At 60.0% G+C, this 15,126-nt stretch carries 12 protein-coding genes and 1 pseudogene; 2 read left to right on the plus strand and 11 right to left on the minus strand.

Annotated elements, in window-relative coordinates:
* Positions 1-9: 9 nt before the first annotated feature.
* The 3 genes from I8746_RS06005 to I8746_RS06015 form a co-directional block, all read right to left on the minus strand.
* Complete coding sequence (locus tag I8746_RS06005) at positions 10-3,102, minus strand: efflux RND transporter permease subunit (protein ID WP_221100302.1); 3,093 nt, start codon at positions 3,100-3,102, stop codon at positions 10-12.
* The gene (locus tag I8746_RS06010; RefSeq protein ID WP_221100303.1) at positions 3,099-4,202 is read right to left on the minus strand and encodes an efflux RND transporter periplasmic adaptor subunit; all 1,104 of its coding nucleotides are present in this window, start codon (positions 4,200-4,202) and stop codon (positions 3,099-3,101) included. The genes I8746_RS06005 and I8746_RS06010 overlap by 4 nt, the downstream gene beginning before the upstream one ends.
* A 77-nt stretch (positions 4,203-4,279) precedes the next feature.
* Positions 4,280-4,894, minus strand: coding sequence for a TetR/AcrR family transcriptional regulator (locus tag I8746_RS06015; RefSeq protein ID WP_012052254.1), 615 nt, complete (start codon positions 4,892-4,894; stop codon positions 4,280-4,282).
* A gap of 81 nt (positions 4,895-4,975) precedes the next feature.
* Between I8746_RS06015 and I8746_RS06020 the strand changes: the two genes are divergently transcribed.
* The gene (locus I8746_RS06020; protein WP_221100304.1) at positions 4,976-6,439 is read left to right on the plus strand and encodes an efflux transporter outer membrane subunit; all 1,464 of its coding nucleotides are present in this window, start codon (positions 4,976-4,978) and stop codon (positions 6,437-6,439) included.
* Positions 6,440-6,558: 119 nt separating this feature from the next.
* Here I8746_RS06020 and I8746_RS06025 read toward each other — a convergent pair whose 3' ends face one another.
* The 5 genes and pseudogenes from I8746_RS06025 to I8746_RS06045 form a co-directional block, all read right to left on the minus strand.
* Positions 6,559-7,887 carry an SDR family oxidoreductase gene (locus tag I8746_RS06025; RefSeq protein WP_221100305.1) on the minus strand — a complete coding sequence of 443 codons (1,329 nt, stop codon included), beginning with the start codon at positions 7,885-7,887 and terminating at the stop codon, positions 6,559-6,561.
* 35 nt (positions 7,888-7,922) lie between these two features.
* The gene (locus I8746_RS06030) at positions 7,923-8,156 is read right to left on the minus strand and encodes a PLD nuclease N-terminal domain-containing protein (RefSeq protein ID WP_221100306.1); all 234 of its coding nucleotides are present in this window, start codon (positions 8,154-8,156) and stop codon (positions 7,923-7,925) included.
* A gap of 18 nt (positions 8,157-8,174) precedes the next feature.
* Positions 8,175-9,376, minus strand: a pseudogene (locus tag I8746_RS06035) (zinc-dependent alcohol dehydrogenase).
* Between the two features lie 77 nt (positions 9,377-9,453).
* Positions 9,454-9,699, minus strand: a complete 246-nt coding sequence (locus tag I8746_RS06040) for a hypothetical protein (protein ID WP_041168594.1) — start codon at positions 9,697-9,699, stop codon at positions 9,454-9,456.
* 365 nt (positions 9,700-10,064) lie between these two features.
* Positions 10,065-10,568 carry a CinA family protein gene (locus tag I8746_RS06045; RefSeq protein WP_012052260.1) on the minus strand — a complete coding sequence of 168 codons (504 nt, stop codon included), beginning with the start codon at positions 10,566-10,568 and terminating at the stop codon, positions 10,065-10,067.
* Between the two features lie 205 nt (positions 10,569-10,773).
* Here I8746_RS06045 and I8746_RS06050 point away from each other — a divergent pair, with 205 nt between their 5' ends.
* Positions 10,774-10,932: a hypothetical protein gene (locus I8746_RS06050; protein WP_012052261.1), complete on the plus strand. Its 159-nt coding sequence runs from the start codon at positions 10,774-10,776 to the stop codon at positions 10,930-10,932.
* 467 nt (positions 10,933-11,399) lie between these two features.
* Here I8746_RS06050 and I8746_RS06055 read toward each other — a convergent pair whose 3' ends face one another.
* The 3 genes from I8746_RS06055 to I8746_RS06065 are packed head-to-tail and all read right to left on the minus strand — an operon-like array spanning position 11,400 to position 15,120.
* On the minus strand, positions 11,400-13,598 hold the full coding sequence (locus I8746_RS06055) for a xanthine dehydrogenase family protein molybdopterin-binding subunit (protein WP_088513154.1): 2,199 nt from the start codon (positions 13,596-13,598) through the stop codon (positions 11,400-11,402).
* Positions 13,595-14,596: a xanthine dehydrogenase family protein subunit M gene (locus I8746_RS06060; protein WP_221100307.1), complete on the minus strand. Its 1,002-nt coding sequence runs from the start codon at positions 14,594-14,596 to the stop codon at positions 13,595-13,597. Before I8746_RS06060 ends, I8746_RS06055 begins: the two co-directional genes overlap by 4 nt.
* Complete coding sequence (locus I8746_RS06065; RefSeq protein WP_192907407.1) at positions 14,593-15,120, minus strand: (2Fe-2S)-binding protein; 528 nt, start codon at positions 15,118-15,120, stop codon at positions 14,593-14,595. The genes I8746_RS06060 and I8746_RS06065 overlap by 4 nt, the downstream gene beginning before the upstream one ends.
* Between the last annotated feature and the right edge of the window lie 6 nt (positions 15,121-15,126).

Genomic DNA, 15,126 nt, shown 5'->3' on the forward strand with positions numbered 1-15,126 from the left:
AATGTTCAATCAGGCGCGGCGTGCAGCTGCTGGCTTGGCAATGCGGCTATCTGGGTGGATCTTGAACCAGATGGAATACATCGCCGGCAGGAACACCAAGGTCATGATCGTGCCCACGAACGTGCCTCCGATCAGGGTGTAGGCCAAGGTGCCCCAGAACACCGAGTGGGTGAGGGGGATGAAGGCCAGGATGGCTGCCAATGCCGTAAGCAAGACCGGGCGTGCGCGTTGCACTGTGGCCTCGACCACAGCGTCGAAGGGGGCAAGTCCTTCAAGCTGGTTGTGGTCAATCTGCCCGATCAGGATGAGGGTGTTGCGCATCAGAATCCCGGAGAGCGCGATCAAGCCGACTAACGCGTTGATGCCGAACGGTTGGCCGAACAGCAGCAATACGGGTACTACGCCGATCAACCCCAGCGGTGAAGTCAGAAACACCATGACCATCGCCGAGATAGAGCGCACCTGCAGTATGATGATCAACAACGTCAGGGCAATCATGATCGGCAGGAGAGGGACGATAGCCTGGCTGGCCCTGGCCGACTCCTCGATAGAGCCTGCCATTTCGATTTTGTAGCCCGCAGGCAGCTGCCTGACGATGGGCTGGAGGTCTTTCCAGATCGCCGTGGATACATCAGGCGGCTGCAGCCCTTCGGCGATGTCACCCCGCACTGTCATGGTGGGCGTTCGGTCGCGGCGGCGGAGGATGGGATCCTCCATACGAATACTCACATCACCGATCTGCGAAACAGGAACGCGCTGACCGTTCGAGCCTACCAGGGTGAAATTCTCGATCTGGGCGGGATCGAGTCTGATCTGGCCAGCGGCACGCCCTACAACCTGCACAGAGCGGATATCTTCCCTGATCGACGTGATCGGCACACCGGTCAGCAGGAATTGAAGCTGCTGCGACACCGAGGCGGACGTCAGGCCAACCGCCTGCAGGCGATCTTGATTCAGGGAGAAGTGAAGCGTGGGAACAAGCGGGCCCCAGTCGGTATTGACGGTCTTCATCATGGAGCTCGCCTGCAGCACGCTTTGGACGCGTGCTGCAATCTGGCGCAGTTGCGAGGCATCCGGGCCCATCACCCGATAGGCGACCGGGTAGGGGGAGTAGGGCCCGAATACCAGTTGTGTTACCCGCACTTGAGCGCCGGGTGCCAGACCTTCGGAGGCCGCCTCCCGAAGACGATGCTTGAGGGCCTCACGAGCGCCCTGGTTTTCGGTCAGGACCACAATCTTGACAAAGGACGGGTCGGGCAACTCAGGGGCCATTGCCAGGAAGAAGCGGGGCGGGCCTTGGCCGATGTAAGTGGTGACAATCTTTGCCTCCTCTTGCTGACGTAGCCAGGACTCAACCCTGATTGCAGTGGCGTTTGTCTGTTCGATGGAGGTGCCATAAGGCATCTGCAGCTCCACAAGCACTTCGGGGCGGTCGGAGGTCGGGAAGAACTGCTTCTTTACCAATCCCATGCCAAGCACGGCGGCCACAAATGTCGAAACCACGGTGCCTGCCACGAGCCATTTATGTGCGATCACCCAGCCCAACAAAGTGCGGAATCGGTTGTAATGACGGGTGTTGTAAATAGCGGCATGACCACCTTCAATCGCCTTGATCTGAGGCAACAGCTTCACGCCCAGGTAGGGGGTGAACGCTACCGCCACCACCCAGGATGCGATCAGGGCGATGCCGACAATCCAGAACATGTTGCTGGTGTATTCGCCGGCAGTGGACTGGGCGAAACCGTTAGGCATGAATCCGATGGCGGTAACCAGTGTGCCGGACAGCATGGGGGCTGCCGTGTGGCTCCAGGCATATGCCGAAGCCTTGATGCGGTCGTAACCTTCCTCCATCTTCACGACCATCATTTCGATGGCGATGATCGCGTCGTCGACCAGCAACCCTAAGGCCAGGATGAGCGAACCCAGCGTAATCCGGTCGAAATTCTTGCCTGTTGCTGCCATCACCACGAATACGATCGCCAGTGTCAATGGCACCGCGGCTGCGACGACAACGCCGACATGCCAGCCCATGCTGAGGAAGCAGACGAGCATCACGACCAGCAGGGCAACAAAAAACTTGATCATGAACTCGTCGACGGAGGACGTAATGTTTACTGCCTGATCGGTGACCTTGCTGAGCGTCATGCCCAAAGGCATGCTTTCGTTGATTTTGGCTGTTTCGGCCTCCAGGGCTTTGCCTAGGTCGAGGCCGTTCCAGCCTTCGCGCATGACAATGCCAAGCAGCAAGGCTGGCTCGCCATCGTTGCGTACCAGGAACGTCGCGGGATCTTCATAGCCGCGTTCAACGTCAGCCACATCCGACAGTTTCAGGGCGCGGCCCTGAGCGACCACAGGGGTTTCGCGAATCTTTGTCAGTTGATCGAAGGCGCCGTCAACCCTGACCACCACGTGTGGCCCCTGCGTTTCCACCGAACCCGCCGGTGACAGGGCATTCTGGTTGTCCAGGGCCGAGAAAATGTCCTGTGGCGTGATGCCGAGTGTGGCCAGGCGGTCATGAGAAAAGGACACGAATATCCGTTCAGCCTGTTCCCCGATGATGTTGACCTTCTTGACGCCCGGCACGTGCAGCAGCTGCTGGCGCAGTGTTTCGGCGTCGCGTACCAGCTGGCGCTGCGGTTCGCCTTTGGCTTTGAGCGCGTAGACTGCAAATGTCACGTCCGAGAATTCATCATTGAGCATTGGGCCAATCACGCCCGCTGGCATGAGCTTGGCCTGATCACCCGCTTTCTTGCGGGCCTGGTAGAACTCCTCCTGAACCGCCGAAGGCGGGGTCTTGTCTTGCAGCGAAACCATCGTGAATGCCAACCCGGGCCGGGTGTAGGTTTCGGTACGGTCATACCAACGCAGCTCCTGCATGCGTTTTTCCAACGGTTCGGCCACCAGATCTTGCATCTCTTGTGCAGTGGCGCCGGGCCAGGCAGTGATAATCGTCATCTGCTTGACGGTGAAGGGCGGATCTTCTGCACGGCCCAGTTTGAAGAAGGCCAGCGTTCCGGCGAAGGCGATCAGCACAATCAGGAAGAGGGTGATTGATCGCTCGCGTACTGCGAGCGCGGACAGGTTGAAACGAAGCTGGCTCATGGCTGGTGCTCCGTGACCTGAGCTGTTTGAGCCTGTTCCATGACCTCAACACCATCGCGCAGCAGATGCGCACCCAGTCCCACGATCCGATCGCCAGCGTTCAGATCACTCTTCACGACAGCTTTTTCGTCACTGACACTTAGCACTTCCACCGCGCGCCACGACACCTTGGCCGGCTGGCCAGCTATCACCCAGACCCCGGCTCCGTTACCCGGGTCAAAGAGTGCGCCGATGGGTATCTGCTTTGCGTCAAAATGCGTATCAGTATTTGGAATATCAAGCGTAATGGTTGCACCTAATGGCGCGCTCGCCAAAGGCCCAGTGAGCACGTACCTGGCCTCGAATGTGCGCGTAATCGGGTCTGCAGCATCTGAAAGTAAGCGCAGATGAGCAGGTACGGCCTGTGCAGGCTTGCCAAATAGCGTGGCGAGTGCAGTCGAGCCAGGCGCCGGTCGAAGCGTTTCTGGCAAGTAGACGACAGCTTCTCGTTGCCCAGCCCTGGCCAGCTTTACAACTGCTTGGCCAGCACTGACGACCTGGCCCGGTTCGGCCAGCGTGTCCATCACTACACCGTCGGCGTCGGCTAGCAAGACCGCATATTCAGTGGCGTTCCTGGCAACGTCAGCCTGAGCATGCGCGGCACTGAGTTGCGCCTTGGCGGCATCAGCCGCAGCTTTGATCTGGTCGTAAGACGATGCCGAGACCGCGCCCTCGGCCACCAGCCCTCGATAGCGAGCTTCGTCGTCACTGGTCTGCTTGGCCCGTGCCCGAGCAGCAGTTACTGCCTCTTGCTGCGCGCGCGCCTGCAGATTCAGATCCACCGGATCCAGGCGCATCAAGGGCTGACCGCGTTCGACTGTTTGTCCGGTATCGACCAGGCGCTGCAAGATCTTTCCGGATACTCGGAAGCCGAGGTCACTCTGCGTGCGAGCTACCACAACCCCGGAAAACGAACGTGCAAGTTCTGACGCGTCCTGCACTGAGACCGCTTTCACGACTGGCGGTTTATCTCTCGGGTCCTTTCCAGGTGAAGAGTCCCCGCAAGCTACGAGGGCGAGTGGCAGTAAGCAACCGACTAAGGCGGCAGGACGCAGGCGCATGGGATCCCTTTCTCAAAAGGCGATGTAGGAATCCCATTTTTCTACTGGTGACCAATATTGTCAATGGTCACAATCTGCTAGGGGGCGAGGCTTCTGAGTATCAAGGCCGGCAGTTGGATGACCGCATCCTCAAGCGTGTCCAGGTTATGCTGAAGGAGCGCGGCATTTACGTAGGGCCTCATGATCAGAAAGATGGCCAGCGTCGCCTCATCCACTGGTGTCTTGCGTTCGAATTCTCCCGCGCTGCGGCCCTGTATCAGGATCTCTTGAATTAACCTGCTGATATTGGCTTCATGGGATTTGACCGACGACCACTGGTCACGCGATGCCACTGCGGCTATGTCGTAGAGTTTTCGCTCCTGGAAGAAAAGATCAGCCCCAGCCTCTGCGATATTACGGAATAGACGCCTTAGCTTCTCCGAGGCACTGGGGGCATTGCCAGTGGCCGCCTCGACGCGTTGCATGATGAGCGCCAGCCGACTGGAGCAGATCACCTCGCCGATCGCTTGCTTGGATTCAAAAAATTTGTAGATGTAGGCCTTTGAGAAGCCGATTGATTTTGCCAGATCCGAGACAGTGGTTTTGTCATACCCATAGTGGGCGAAGTGCTCCATCGCAGCCTGGATGATCTGATCCCTCACATCGTGGTCAGCAGGCCCTCGCGCCGGCGAGGGTGGAGAAGGTTTAGTCATTGGAAGCGTCCTGGAACGGGTTGACAGGCTGTGACCAAAACATGATATGGTCACTGCCGCTCTTGGTCTACGAGAATCATCATGCTTCCCTACCGAACTATTGCTCTGCTGCTGAGTTCCAGCCTCTCTGCAGGGTGCATGGTTGGCCCGGATTATAAACAGCCAAACGCACCGCTGGCCCATCATTACATCAGTAGTGCCGGGCTGGCTGCCACGCCAGGCGCGAGGGCCGACAAACTCGATAATTGGTGGGATGGGTTTGGAGATCCGCTGCTGAGCACACTCGTGACTGAAGCGATAGGGCAAAATCTTGAGCTTGCCCAAGCCCAGGCCCGCGTTGTGCAAGCTCGGGCAACCCTCGGTTCCGCTACCGCAGCACTCGTGCCTTCGGCGAGCGTGAATGGCCAAGCAGCTCGTTCACGTCAATCGATCGAGACACCGTTAGGTCAGGTCTTGAATTCAACACCGGGCTACGACCGCTACGGGAGCAGTTACGAGCTGAATCTCGATGCAAGCTGGGAAATCGATCTGTTTGGAGGGCTGCGACGCAATCGTGAGGCAGCTATGGCGCAGTACCAAGCGTACGAGGCCGGTGCGGTCGCGACGCGTCTTGCCATTGCAGCCCAGACTGCCGACATCTATATCACCGTTCGAGGTCTTCAGGCTCGTCTCGCCATTGCTCAAGCTCAGGCAAGAACACAGAGGGAGCTTTTGGGCAAAGTCAAACTGCTCAATCAAAAGGGGCTGGCGGCAGACTATGAGGTTCGCCAAACCGAAGGCGAGCTCTCGCAAGTTGACGCAACAATCCCAGGCTTGCGAGCAAACCTTGATGCTGCACTCAATGCCTTGGACGTTGTGCTTGGCAGCAGTCCAGGCACCCATCGAACTCAAATGGCAGCACCCTCGCACATTCCGAAGGCCCCTCAGTTATCTGACATCGGCGAGCCGGCCCAATTGCTGCGCCGCAGGCCTGATCTGATCGCTGCCGAGCGAAGAGTCATGTCTGCAAACGCGCTTATTGGCAGTGCAATCAGTGAGTATTATCCAACGTTTTCGCTGGGAGCACTCGTTGGCACTGCTTCGACCTCTGGCGGTCAGTTTTTCACCGGTGGGGCAAGCCAGGCGGCTGCGTTTCTTGGCTTGCGATGGAGACTTTTTGATTTTGGCCGGATCAATGCAGAAATCCAGCAGGCGAAAGGGCGTGAGGCTGAAGCTTTGGCCTATTATCGACAGGCCGTGCTGGGAGCTTCGCAAGACGTCGAGACCGCATTATCTGCACTGGTCAACCGCCAGCAGCAGGCACAGTTCCTGGGCGAGGGGGAGGCATCCCTTGCGCAAGCGCGACAATCGTCATTTGCGGCCTACCAGAAGGGCGCTGCAAGTCTATTGAACGTCCTGAACGCTGATCAACAACTGCTTAGGGCTTCAGATTCACGAGCGGTCGCGCAAACAGAGGCGGCCCGTGCTGCAATCGCTACGTATCGCGCATTGGGAGGAGGGTGGTCCCCCTCTTCAATGGCAGCGATACGAGAAAGAAAAACTTGATGTCGCTCCGTTGGTTAGCGCCGTAGACGTATCCCTCAGGTGCGCCCCCCACGCAGATAATGGACCGGTCGGGTCAGTCTGTAGAGGTCGCCCTCGTGCATGACTTGTGCTCGCGCTCATCAGCGGCGCCTGCGTTGCGTGCGAGTAATGACTAGCCCGGCAATAATGCCCAGGACAGCTGCACCCACCCACAACGGTGTGTTGTTTTTGCGGCTTCGCCAGCCACCGTCCACGCGGCGTCGGCCACTCGGCGGTTCGAACAGATTGCCCGAGGAAATGGTTGCACGGGGACTGCGGTGTATGCCCCAGCGTGTCAGCCATCCCGAAACCTGCGGTAGACCTGGAACGAGGAAGCTGGCCAGGTGGGCAAGGCGGGCGGCGGTGCCGACCGTGGTGTGTGCACGAGGGGAAATGGCGCATGCGACCATGGCCTTTGCCACCCGTTCTGGATCGTAGATCGGCCCAGGCGGGGTGAGGGCATGGCCGGTGTAGTTACCGCCATCCCTGAACCCTGGCGTGTCCATGACCGCTGGATAGATATCGCAGACATGGATATCGGCAAATTCCGTCAACTCTCCCCGCAGCGCATCGGTCAGGCCACGCAGGCCGAATTTGCTTGCCGAGTAGGCCGCTGCATAGGGCTGGGCAACCCAGCTGCCCAGTGACAGCGTGTTGATCAGGATGCCGCTGCGCTGCGCCTTGAAGTAGGGCAGGGCCACATGAGCGCCGCGCAGGTAACCGACCAGGTCGGTTTGAATGACCTGTTCATGGGCTTCCAGCGGCGTTTTCTCGAAGCTGCCGACCACACCAACGCCGGCGTTGTTGACCCAGATATCGATCCGGCCATGGCCAAATTCGGCAGCCTGTGCGGCCAGCGCTCGCATTTGATCGCTGCTGGTAACGTCGGTGGTGATTGCCACGGCGTCCGTCCCGCAATCGGTGCACTCGTCCAGCACCTCGAACAACGCTTCTTCATCCCGTGCGGCCAGGACCAGGCGAGCACCTTTGCAGGCAAACGCATGCGCGGTGGCCCTCCCTATGCCACTTGAAGCGCCGGTGATGACCACGACCTTGCCGCGCAACGGGCCTTTTACCTGTGCTGAGCATGAAGGCTCGGCCGGCGGTGAATCTTGCTCGAACGCGTCAGTCGCAGATTCGAGGAAAACACGGGCTTCTATCCTCGAGAGCTCCAGGGCGGTGCCGTCGACCAGCACCAATTTCAGCCCCTCGATGGTGCCGGCCACCCGATCGGGGAATACCGGCTCACCCTCCGCATCCAGGCTGTCATAAATGAACTTCGTGCCTTCAAGCCAGCCGACAGCCGTCAGCAGTTCGGGGCCAAGGTAATATCTACCGTCCAGAAAAAAGCCGGGGAATTGATGGGCGCGCTCGACGTTCTCCACGCGGTAACGTTCGCCTGGTTTCATGCCTGTCGCTTGATCGATCATGGTAATGACCCCTTTCGATGTGCGTTGCAAAACGTTCAACCTTTGCTGTGTTCGTCGGATGTCGGCCCGGTTCCGCGCTTGATACCGCGCGGCCCGGCAACGCCCCAGATGGCCAGGCCCACGATCGGAAGCACGACGATCACCAAGGTCCATAGCACTTTGCAGGCGTCGGACTGGTCGCTTCTGAACACACTCACGATGGCCCATAAGTCGATGAGCAACAGAATGGCCGCCACTGCAATCCAGAAATACATGGCAAGGTCGTTCATGGGCTTGTCTCCTGTGGCTTACACGTATTCGGGGCCTAAGGTGCCGGATGCCGCGCCGGGAACCAGAATGACCTTGCGGCAGTTGTCCTGTTTCTGGTCGAACATCCTGTAGCCCATGGTCGCTTCCTCCAGGGCGAGGCGGTGGGTGACGATGCGCTCGGGTTGCAGACGACCGGCCTCGATGTGCTCAAGCAGCTCTGGCAGGTATTTCTGCACATGTGTCTGGCCCATCTTGAACGTGAGGCCTTTGTCGAATGCGTCGCCGAACATGAAGGCGTGGATGAAGCCGGCATACACGCCGGGGACACTGACAATGCCTCCGCGGCGCACAGCTGAAATGCTCTGGCGCAAGGCCTTGCCACTGCTGCCTTCGATCTTCAATGCCGTCATGACTGTTTCGGCGGTGCTGCCCTTGGCCTCGAAGCCAACGGCATCGATGACCGCGTCGACACCGCGCATGCCTGGTGTCTGGCGGATGATGCTGTCGGCAGGGTCGTCATCCTGCTCGAAGTTGATCGCGGTGACACCGTAAGCGTCCTGGGCATAGGTCAGACGGTAGTCGTTGTCATCGACCATGAAGATGGTCTGGGCACCGAGCATTCGCGCGCAGGCGGCAGTCAGCAGACCCACCGGCCCCGCGCCATAAATGGCTAATGAAGAGCCCTGGCCGATCTCGGCGTTGAGGACTGCCTGCCAGGCGGTTGGCAGGATATCGGAGAGAAACAGCACCTTGTCATCAGCCAGCGCGGTTGGCACCTTGAACGGGCCAACATTGGCTTTCGGCACTCGAACGTAATCAGCTTGCCCTCCGGGGATGCCTCCATACAGATGGCTATATCCGAAGAGTGCGGCTCCGGGCGGGATGCCTTTTTTGTTGATGAGTGACCCGCGACCGGTGTTGGTGGTTTCGCAGGCGGCGAACAAGTCGTGTTGGCAGAAAAAGCAACTGCCGCAGGCAATGACGAAAGGAACCACCACGCGGTCGCCGATCTGCAGGTTGGTAACGGCCCTGCCGGTATCCTCGACGACCCCATGAACTCATGGCCAAAAATATCACCCGCCTCGGTCTGCGGGATCTTGCCCCGATAAAGGTGTAGATCCGAGCCGCAAATGGCGGTTGCGGTTACCCGAAGGATGATATCGTCCGGATCTTGAATGATGGGGTCTGGGACAGTATCGACCCTGACATCGTTTGCGCCGTGGTAGGTCAATGCTCTCATGGAATTTGCTCCTGCAGCCGTGTATTTCCGTGATGGGTATGCAGGGGAAGCCAAGAGGGAGGGAAAAGTTCAAGCGATCAGCCCGGTTGCATCGCGGCGTTTTTCTTCCAGCCCCGCAGGTTCATGGCGCACAGGAAAACCTGCAGGATGATCAGTGCCCAGGCCTGCGCCTGCCATCCCCAGATTGCCCACAGCACATTGCTGGCAATGAAGCAGCAGAAGCCCAGTTTGCGCCGGCCTGGGCGCCCTGAGCCGATGCACCAGGCAGCGAGCACAGTCAGGACCATGGCAGGCCATTCGAGAAAGTCGATCCAGTCATTCATCACGCGTACCCAACTGATTGCGTTTGGAAGTAGGACTGGCGAGCACATAACCTGGTTCAGAACGCTTGGCCGAGACTCGCGGCCGCCGGAATTATGGAGCGTCGCGCCCATCCGCCTTGCCACTCCCGGGTGGGCGCGCGGGTGTGTATCAGGCTGCGCGCTGTCTTTAGTCGACCATCCTGGCTTATCGATTGGGCGTCGCTCAACGGGTCATTACCGACAGCCCGGCCAAAGCCAGCAGGACAATGATCACCCGCACATACCAACCTACACGCTCGAAGCGCCAAACTCGCTTTTGCATGGGTATGTCTTCCCGGATGGGATAACGTCTGGAAATCAGCTCGTCGTCCGCTTTTCACTTGCCCTCAGGCGCGTTCGCCGCGAAGCCAGCGTTGGTGGTAATGGGCCAGGCGCGTCAGCCCGAATAGCGCACCCTGCCGCATCACGTCCGACCTTTCCCCAAAGAATCGTTGGGTACGTGTAAATACAGCTACAGGCTCGCCGGCGAAGGCCCAGGCAAAGCACATCGTCCCCGGGGGCACCCCGGATTCAGGGTTGGGCCCTGCAACACCTGTCGTTGCAATCACCACGTTCGCACTGCTGTCTCTCAACGCGCCCAAAGCCATCTCCCAGGCCACGGCTTCGCTGGTGAGACCGTATCGCTCGATTGTCTCGGCGCTGACCCCCAGCAAGCGTTTTTTCGCACAGGGCGAATAGACGACATAGCCACTTTCCAGCACTTCTCCAGTGCCGGGCACCGCCGCCAACAAGGCGACCATGCAACCTGCGGTACATGATTCGGCGGTGGAAAGGATCAACCGGTTCTCTTTGAGGTAGCCGAGCGCAGCTAATACAGGTTCGGTCGCCATAAGGGTATCGACTCGCGTGTTCTTTTGCGGTGGACGCAATCCTGGGACATTTGGTTCAGCGCATGGCTTGTCCGCCTGTCCCTTCCCTGAAACCTGTCTGAACTTTGTTCAGTTCCCAGCCCTCCTTCATGGAGAGGGGCAGCAGCGATGACGTGTTGGCGCACTGGGCCGAGCTCTCCTGATCACAGCGAAGAGTAGGAACATCATGACCAAAGAAGTCCTTTCAAAAAAGTCAGGTTCACAGAAATCCCACGGCGAGGAAGAACGGGACAACGATGCGCATCGCCCGGATGGATCCACGGGAACATCGCATGATTCCACCGCGCAAAAAGCGGCACGTGATCAGGATCGTCGCCAGCGGTGAATCTCTGAAGGCTGCCTGGTGCGGATTACCGTTACGTTTAAAGCCGTTGCACCGGTTTAAACGTTGAACGTTTATCGCGCTGTTTCCTTTGGTAGTCCGGGTAAACGTTATAGATCATAAGGGCTGAACTTCTGCCTTCACCCGTGCGTCCCCCGAATGAATGCCCAACCAATAAGGCATTCGCTGACCCATCAGGCTCGAGGGCATAACGATGGACAACACCAATCAAAGCTCGACCGCTCAACCTGGCAGCACCCAGGATCATATACAGGCCATCAGGAGCGCCTGGGCCCTTGTTAGATGGTCGACCGCGTGGGCCTGGTCTGGCTGGGCCTGAACCAGAACCGCCCGTTCAACCCTGGGCCTGCCCGCCAAGGACCTGGAGTTGGCGAAAAGCAGTCGGTATGCGATCAGCCTAAAGAGCCCGTCTCGACGCAGGCAGCGAGCGGGGCCTTGGCCCCGCCGGATCACAGCACCTTGTCGAGCGTGATCGGAAACTCCCTCACACGCTTGCCCGTGGCATGGTAGACCGCATTGGCCACGGCGGCTGCCACCCCAACGACGCCGATTTCGCCCACACCCTTGGACCCCAGCTCGTTGACGATATCGTCGTGCTCTTCAACGAAGATCACCTCGATATCCCCGCTGTCTGCGTTGACCGGGATGTGGTACTCCGCCAGGTTGTGGTTGACGATGCGGCCCAACCGATGATCGGTCAACGCGGCTTCGTGGAGGGCCATACCCACCCCCCACACCACGCCTCCCAAAATCTGACTGCGCGCGGTTTTCGGGTTGATTACCCGTCCGGCCGCCACGGCACTGACTACCCGTGCAACCTTGATTGTGCCAAGGTCCTCGTCGACGTGGACTTCCACGAATACTGCCGAATGGGTAGCGGTGGAGAACGGTTGGCGTCTGGCGCCGGGCTCGGCGTCGATTTGCACTTCGAACTCACCTTCAGGGGCGCTGGCGATGATGTCCGCCAAGGCCAGGCGATGGCTGCCCGCGTGCAGGTAGCCATCGGCGAAAATGATCTGCTCCCGGGCCGTGCTGGCCACTTGGGGGTACATCCTGCGCGCATGTTCCAGCACTTTGGTGCGCAGTACCTGGCAGGCCTGGCGCACGGCCGAACCGACCGACGACACCGTAAACGATCCGCCCTGAAGGGGGGCGGTGGGCAGTGAAGAGTCTCCCAGCACGAAGGTGACATCCTGCACCCTGGCGCCAGCCGCGTCGGCTGCGATCTGCGTCATGACGGTATAGGTGCCGGTCCCGATATCGGTGGTGGCACTGCAGACGGTGAGGTGGCCTTGGGCATCGAAGCGTGCTTTGGCGCTGGCCTTCATCTGCATGGCTTCCCAAACGCCGCCGGCCATCCCCCAGCCGACCAGTTGGTTGCCATGGCGCATGCTGCGCGGTTGCGGATTACGGTTTTGCCAGCCAAAACGTTCGGCACCTTGACGATAGCACGCCAGCAGTTCCTTGCTGGAGTAGGGTTTGCCCTCGTTGGCATTGTTGGCGGTGAAATTGCGCCGGCGCAGTTCAAGCGGGTCTATCTGCGCTGCACAGGCGAGTTCATCCATGGCGCACTCCAGGGCAATCATCCCCGACGCGGCACCAGGCGCACGCATGTCCAGCGGGGTGTACACGTCGAGCGAGGCCAGGCGATAGCTGAGGGCAACGTTGTCGCACTGGTAGAGCATGCCACTCCATTCCACCACGTGCTCGGTGAAGTCCTCGAAGCGGGAGGTTTGGCCAAGTGCATCGTGGGCGATCGCCAGCAACTGCCCGTTTACGTCCGCGCCCAAGCGCAGGCGTTGCTCGGTGCGCGGCCGGTAGCCAAAGGTGAACATTTGCTGGCGAGTCAGCGTGACGCGCACCGAGCGCTGCAGGTGCAATGCCGCCATCACTGCCAGCGGCAACTGGTACTGCGGACGCAAGCCCGAGCCGAAGGCACCGCCGACGAACGCCGCGCGCACGCGGATGCTTGCCTTGGGCAGGCCGAACACCTTGTGCAGGTAGTCCTGGCAGTTCTGCGTGCCTTGGGTCTTGTCGTGAATTTCCAGTGTGCCGTCGGCCTTGTAGAGCACGGTCGATGCATGCGGCTCCATGGGGTTGTGGTACTCGTTGGCAGTCAGGTAGGTGGCATCCACCTGCACCGGGGCCCTGGCAAACTGCGCGGCAAAGTCGCCACGCGGCGCCGGTGTTTCGGCGGGTGCCGCATGCGACTGCTGGCATGCGCCCAGGTCTGTCTGGTGGGGCTCCTCGGCGTACTCGATCCTGATCAGCGAACCTGCATACCGGGCCAGCTCGAGGGTCTGGGCGACCACCAGCGCCAGCGGTTGCCCGTTGTAGAGCACTCGATCATTGAACAAGGGCCGAAACGGCGCCCCCTTCGCGGAATCGGCGTCGCTGTAGTCGTCGTCATAACTGGAAATATGCGGACGTTGGTCATGGTCGAGCACGGCGACGACCCCGGGCACGCGCATCGCCTGCGCACTGTCGATGTTGAGTACCCGACCTCGGGCGATGGTACTGGACACAACGCTGCCATGGAGCAGGTCCACCTCGGGGTATTCGCCCGCGTAACGCGCGTGCCCGGTGACCTTCGCCACGCCGTCTACGCGGTCCAGGGACGTGCCGGATACCGGTGTGGGTTTGATCATGGTCGTGTCCCCCCGTTAGCGGCGCCGCGCGCCGCGTCATCCAATGCCCGCACAATGGCGCGCTGGGCGAGCGTGACCTTGAAACCGTTGTGGCTCAGAGGTTTTGCACCTTGCAGCAACGTTTTTGCGGCCCGGGTGAAAAGCGCTTCGCAAGGCGCCTGGCCGGCCAGCATGCGCTCCACAACCGGATCTCGCCACGGTTTGTGGGCAACGCCGCCCAGCGCCAGGCGAGCTTGCCGGATCACCTGGCCATCGAAGCTCAAGGCTGCGGCGACCGACACCAGCGCGAACGCGTAGGAGGCGCGGTCGCGAATTTTCAGATAACGGTAATGTTGTTCAAACACCGGAGGCGGCAGCTCGATGGCGACCACCAGTTCATCGACTGCCAGCTGATTGTCTCGCTCCGGGGTGTCCTCGGGGAGGCGATGAAACACCGCAAAAGGTATTTGGCGCTCTGCGCGCGGCCCCTGCACATGCACCACGGCTTCGAGCGCTGCCAATGCCACGCACATATCCGAGGGGTGGGTCGCGACACAGGCATCACTGGCACCGAGAATCGCGTGGATACGGTTCAAGCCGGTACGCGCCGGGCATCCGCTGCCGGGCTCACGTTTGTTGCAGGGGGTGCCGGTATCGTAGAAGTAGTAGCAACGAGTACGTTGCAGCAAGTTGCCACCGGTGCTGGCCATGTTCCTCAATTGCGGTGATGCCCCTGCCAGGATCGCGTCCGACAGCAATGGATAGTGCTGCTCGATCATCGGGTGCCAGGCCAGGTCGGCGTTGCTCACCAATGCGCCGATCAACAAGCCTCCGTTTGGCGTGGGTTGGATGCGGTTCAGCCCAAGCCCGGAAATGTCGATCAGGCGCTGGGGGCGAACCACGTTTTCTTTCATCAGGTCGACGAGGTTGGTGCCCCCGGCAATGAAGTGCGAGCTAGCGTCAGCAAGGCTCACGGCTTCGCTGATGGATGCGGGCTTGTGGTAGCTGAAAGGCGTCATGGATTCGGCCCTCGTGGTGGCTGGGCCAGATCCGTCATCATCGGGAGGGCTTCTTCCACCGCCGCGACGATGTTGCCGTATGCACCGCACCTGCAAAGGTTGCCGCTCATCTGTTCGCGAATGGCCTCACGAGTGTAGGCATGGCCTTCGCGGGCAAGCCCGACTGCGGAGCAGATCTGCCCCGGGGTGCAGTAACCGCACTGGAAAGCATCGTGGGTGATGAATGCACGCTGCATGGGGTGCAGAACGTCGCCGCTGGCCAGCCCTTCGATGGTCACCAGTTCGGCCCCGTCGCACATGATGGCCAAGGTCAGGCAGGCATTGATGCGCTTGCCATCGCGCAGCACCGTGCAGGCCCCGCACTGGCCATGGTCGCAACCCTTCTTGGTGCCGACCAGGTCCAACTGCTCGCGCAGAAGGTCGAGGAGTGTGGTCCAGGGATTCACCTGCAGTGTCAGTCGCTGACCATTCAGGGTCAGGCCGATGGGGTGTTCTTCAACCCCATTGGGAGAGATCGCGCTCATGGTAGG

It is taken from the genome of Pseudomonas sp. USTB-Z (genome assembly GCF_019691255.1).
GTDB lineage: Bacteria > Pseudomonadota > Gammaproteobacteria > Pseudomonadales > Pseudomonadaceae > Aquipseudomonas > Aquipseudomonas alloputida.

Bases quoted from the DNA above. Each gene is read 5' to 3' on its own strand.
- I8746_RS06060 (WP_221100307.1), bottom strand. From the start codon at position 14,596: ATGACGCCTTTCAGCTACCACAAGCCCGCATCCATCAGCGAAGCCGTG.
- I8746_RS06015 (WP_012052254.1), bottom strand. From the start codon at position 4,894: ATGACTAAACCTTCTCCACCCTCGCCGGCGCGAGGGCCTGCTGACCAC.
- I8746_RS06065 (WP_192907407.1), bottom strand. From the start codon at position 15,120: ATGAGCGCGATCTCTCCCAATGGGGTTGAAGAACACCCCATCGGCCTG.
- I8746_RS06055 (WP_088513154.1), bottom strand. From the start codon at position 13,598: ATGATCAAACCCACACCGGTATCCGGCACGTCCCTGGACCGCGTAGAC.
- I8746_RS06030 (WP_221100306.1), bottom strand. From the start codon at position 8,156: ATGAACGACCTTGCCATGTATTTCTGGATTGCAGTGGCGGCCATTCTG.
- I8746_RS06010 (WP_221100303.1), bottom strand. From the start codon at position 4,202: ATGCGCCTGCGTCCTGCCGCCTTAGTCGGTTGCTTACTGCCACTCGCC.
- I8746_RS06025 (WP_221100305.1), bottom strand. From the start codon at position 7,887: ATGATCGATCAAGCGACAGGCATGAAACCAGGCGAACGTTACCGCGTG.
- I8746_RS06040 (WP_041168594.1), bottom strand. From the start codon at position 9,699: ATGAATGACTGGATCGACTTTCTCGAATGGCCTGCCATGGTCCTGACT.
- I8746_RS06005 (WP_221100302.1), bottom strand. From the start codon at position 3,102: ATGAGCCAGCTTCGTTTCAACCTGTCCGCGCTCGCAGTACGCGAGCGA.
- I8746_RS06050 (WP_012052261.1), top strand. From the start codon at position 10,774: ATGACCAAAGAAGTCCTTTCAAAAAAGTCAGGTTCACAGAAATCCCAC.
- I8746_RS06045 (WP_012052260.1), bottom strand. From the start codon at position 10,568: ATGGCGACCGAACCTGTATTAGCTGCGCTCGGCTACCTCAAAGAGAAC.
- I8746_RS06020 (WP_221100304.1), top strand. From the start codon at position 4,976: ATGCTTCCCTACCGAACTATTGCTCTGCTGCTGAGTTCCAGCCTCTCT.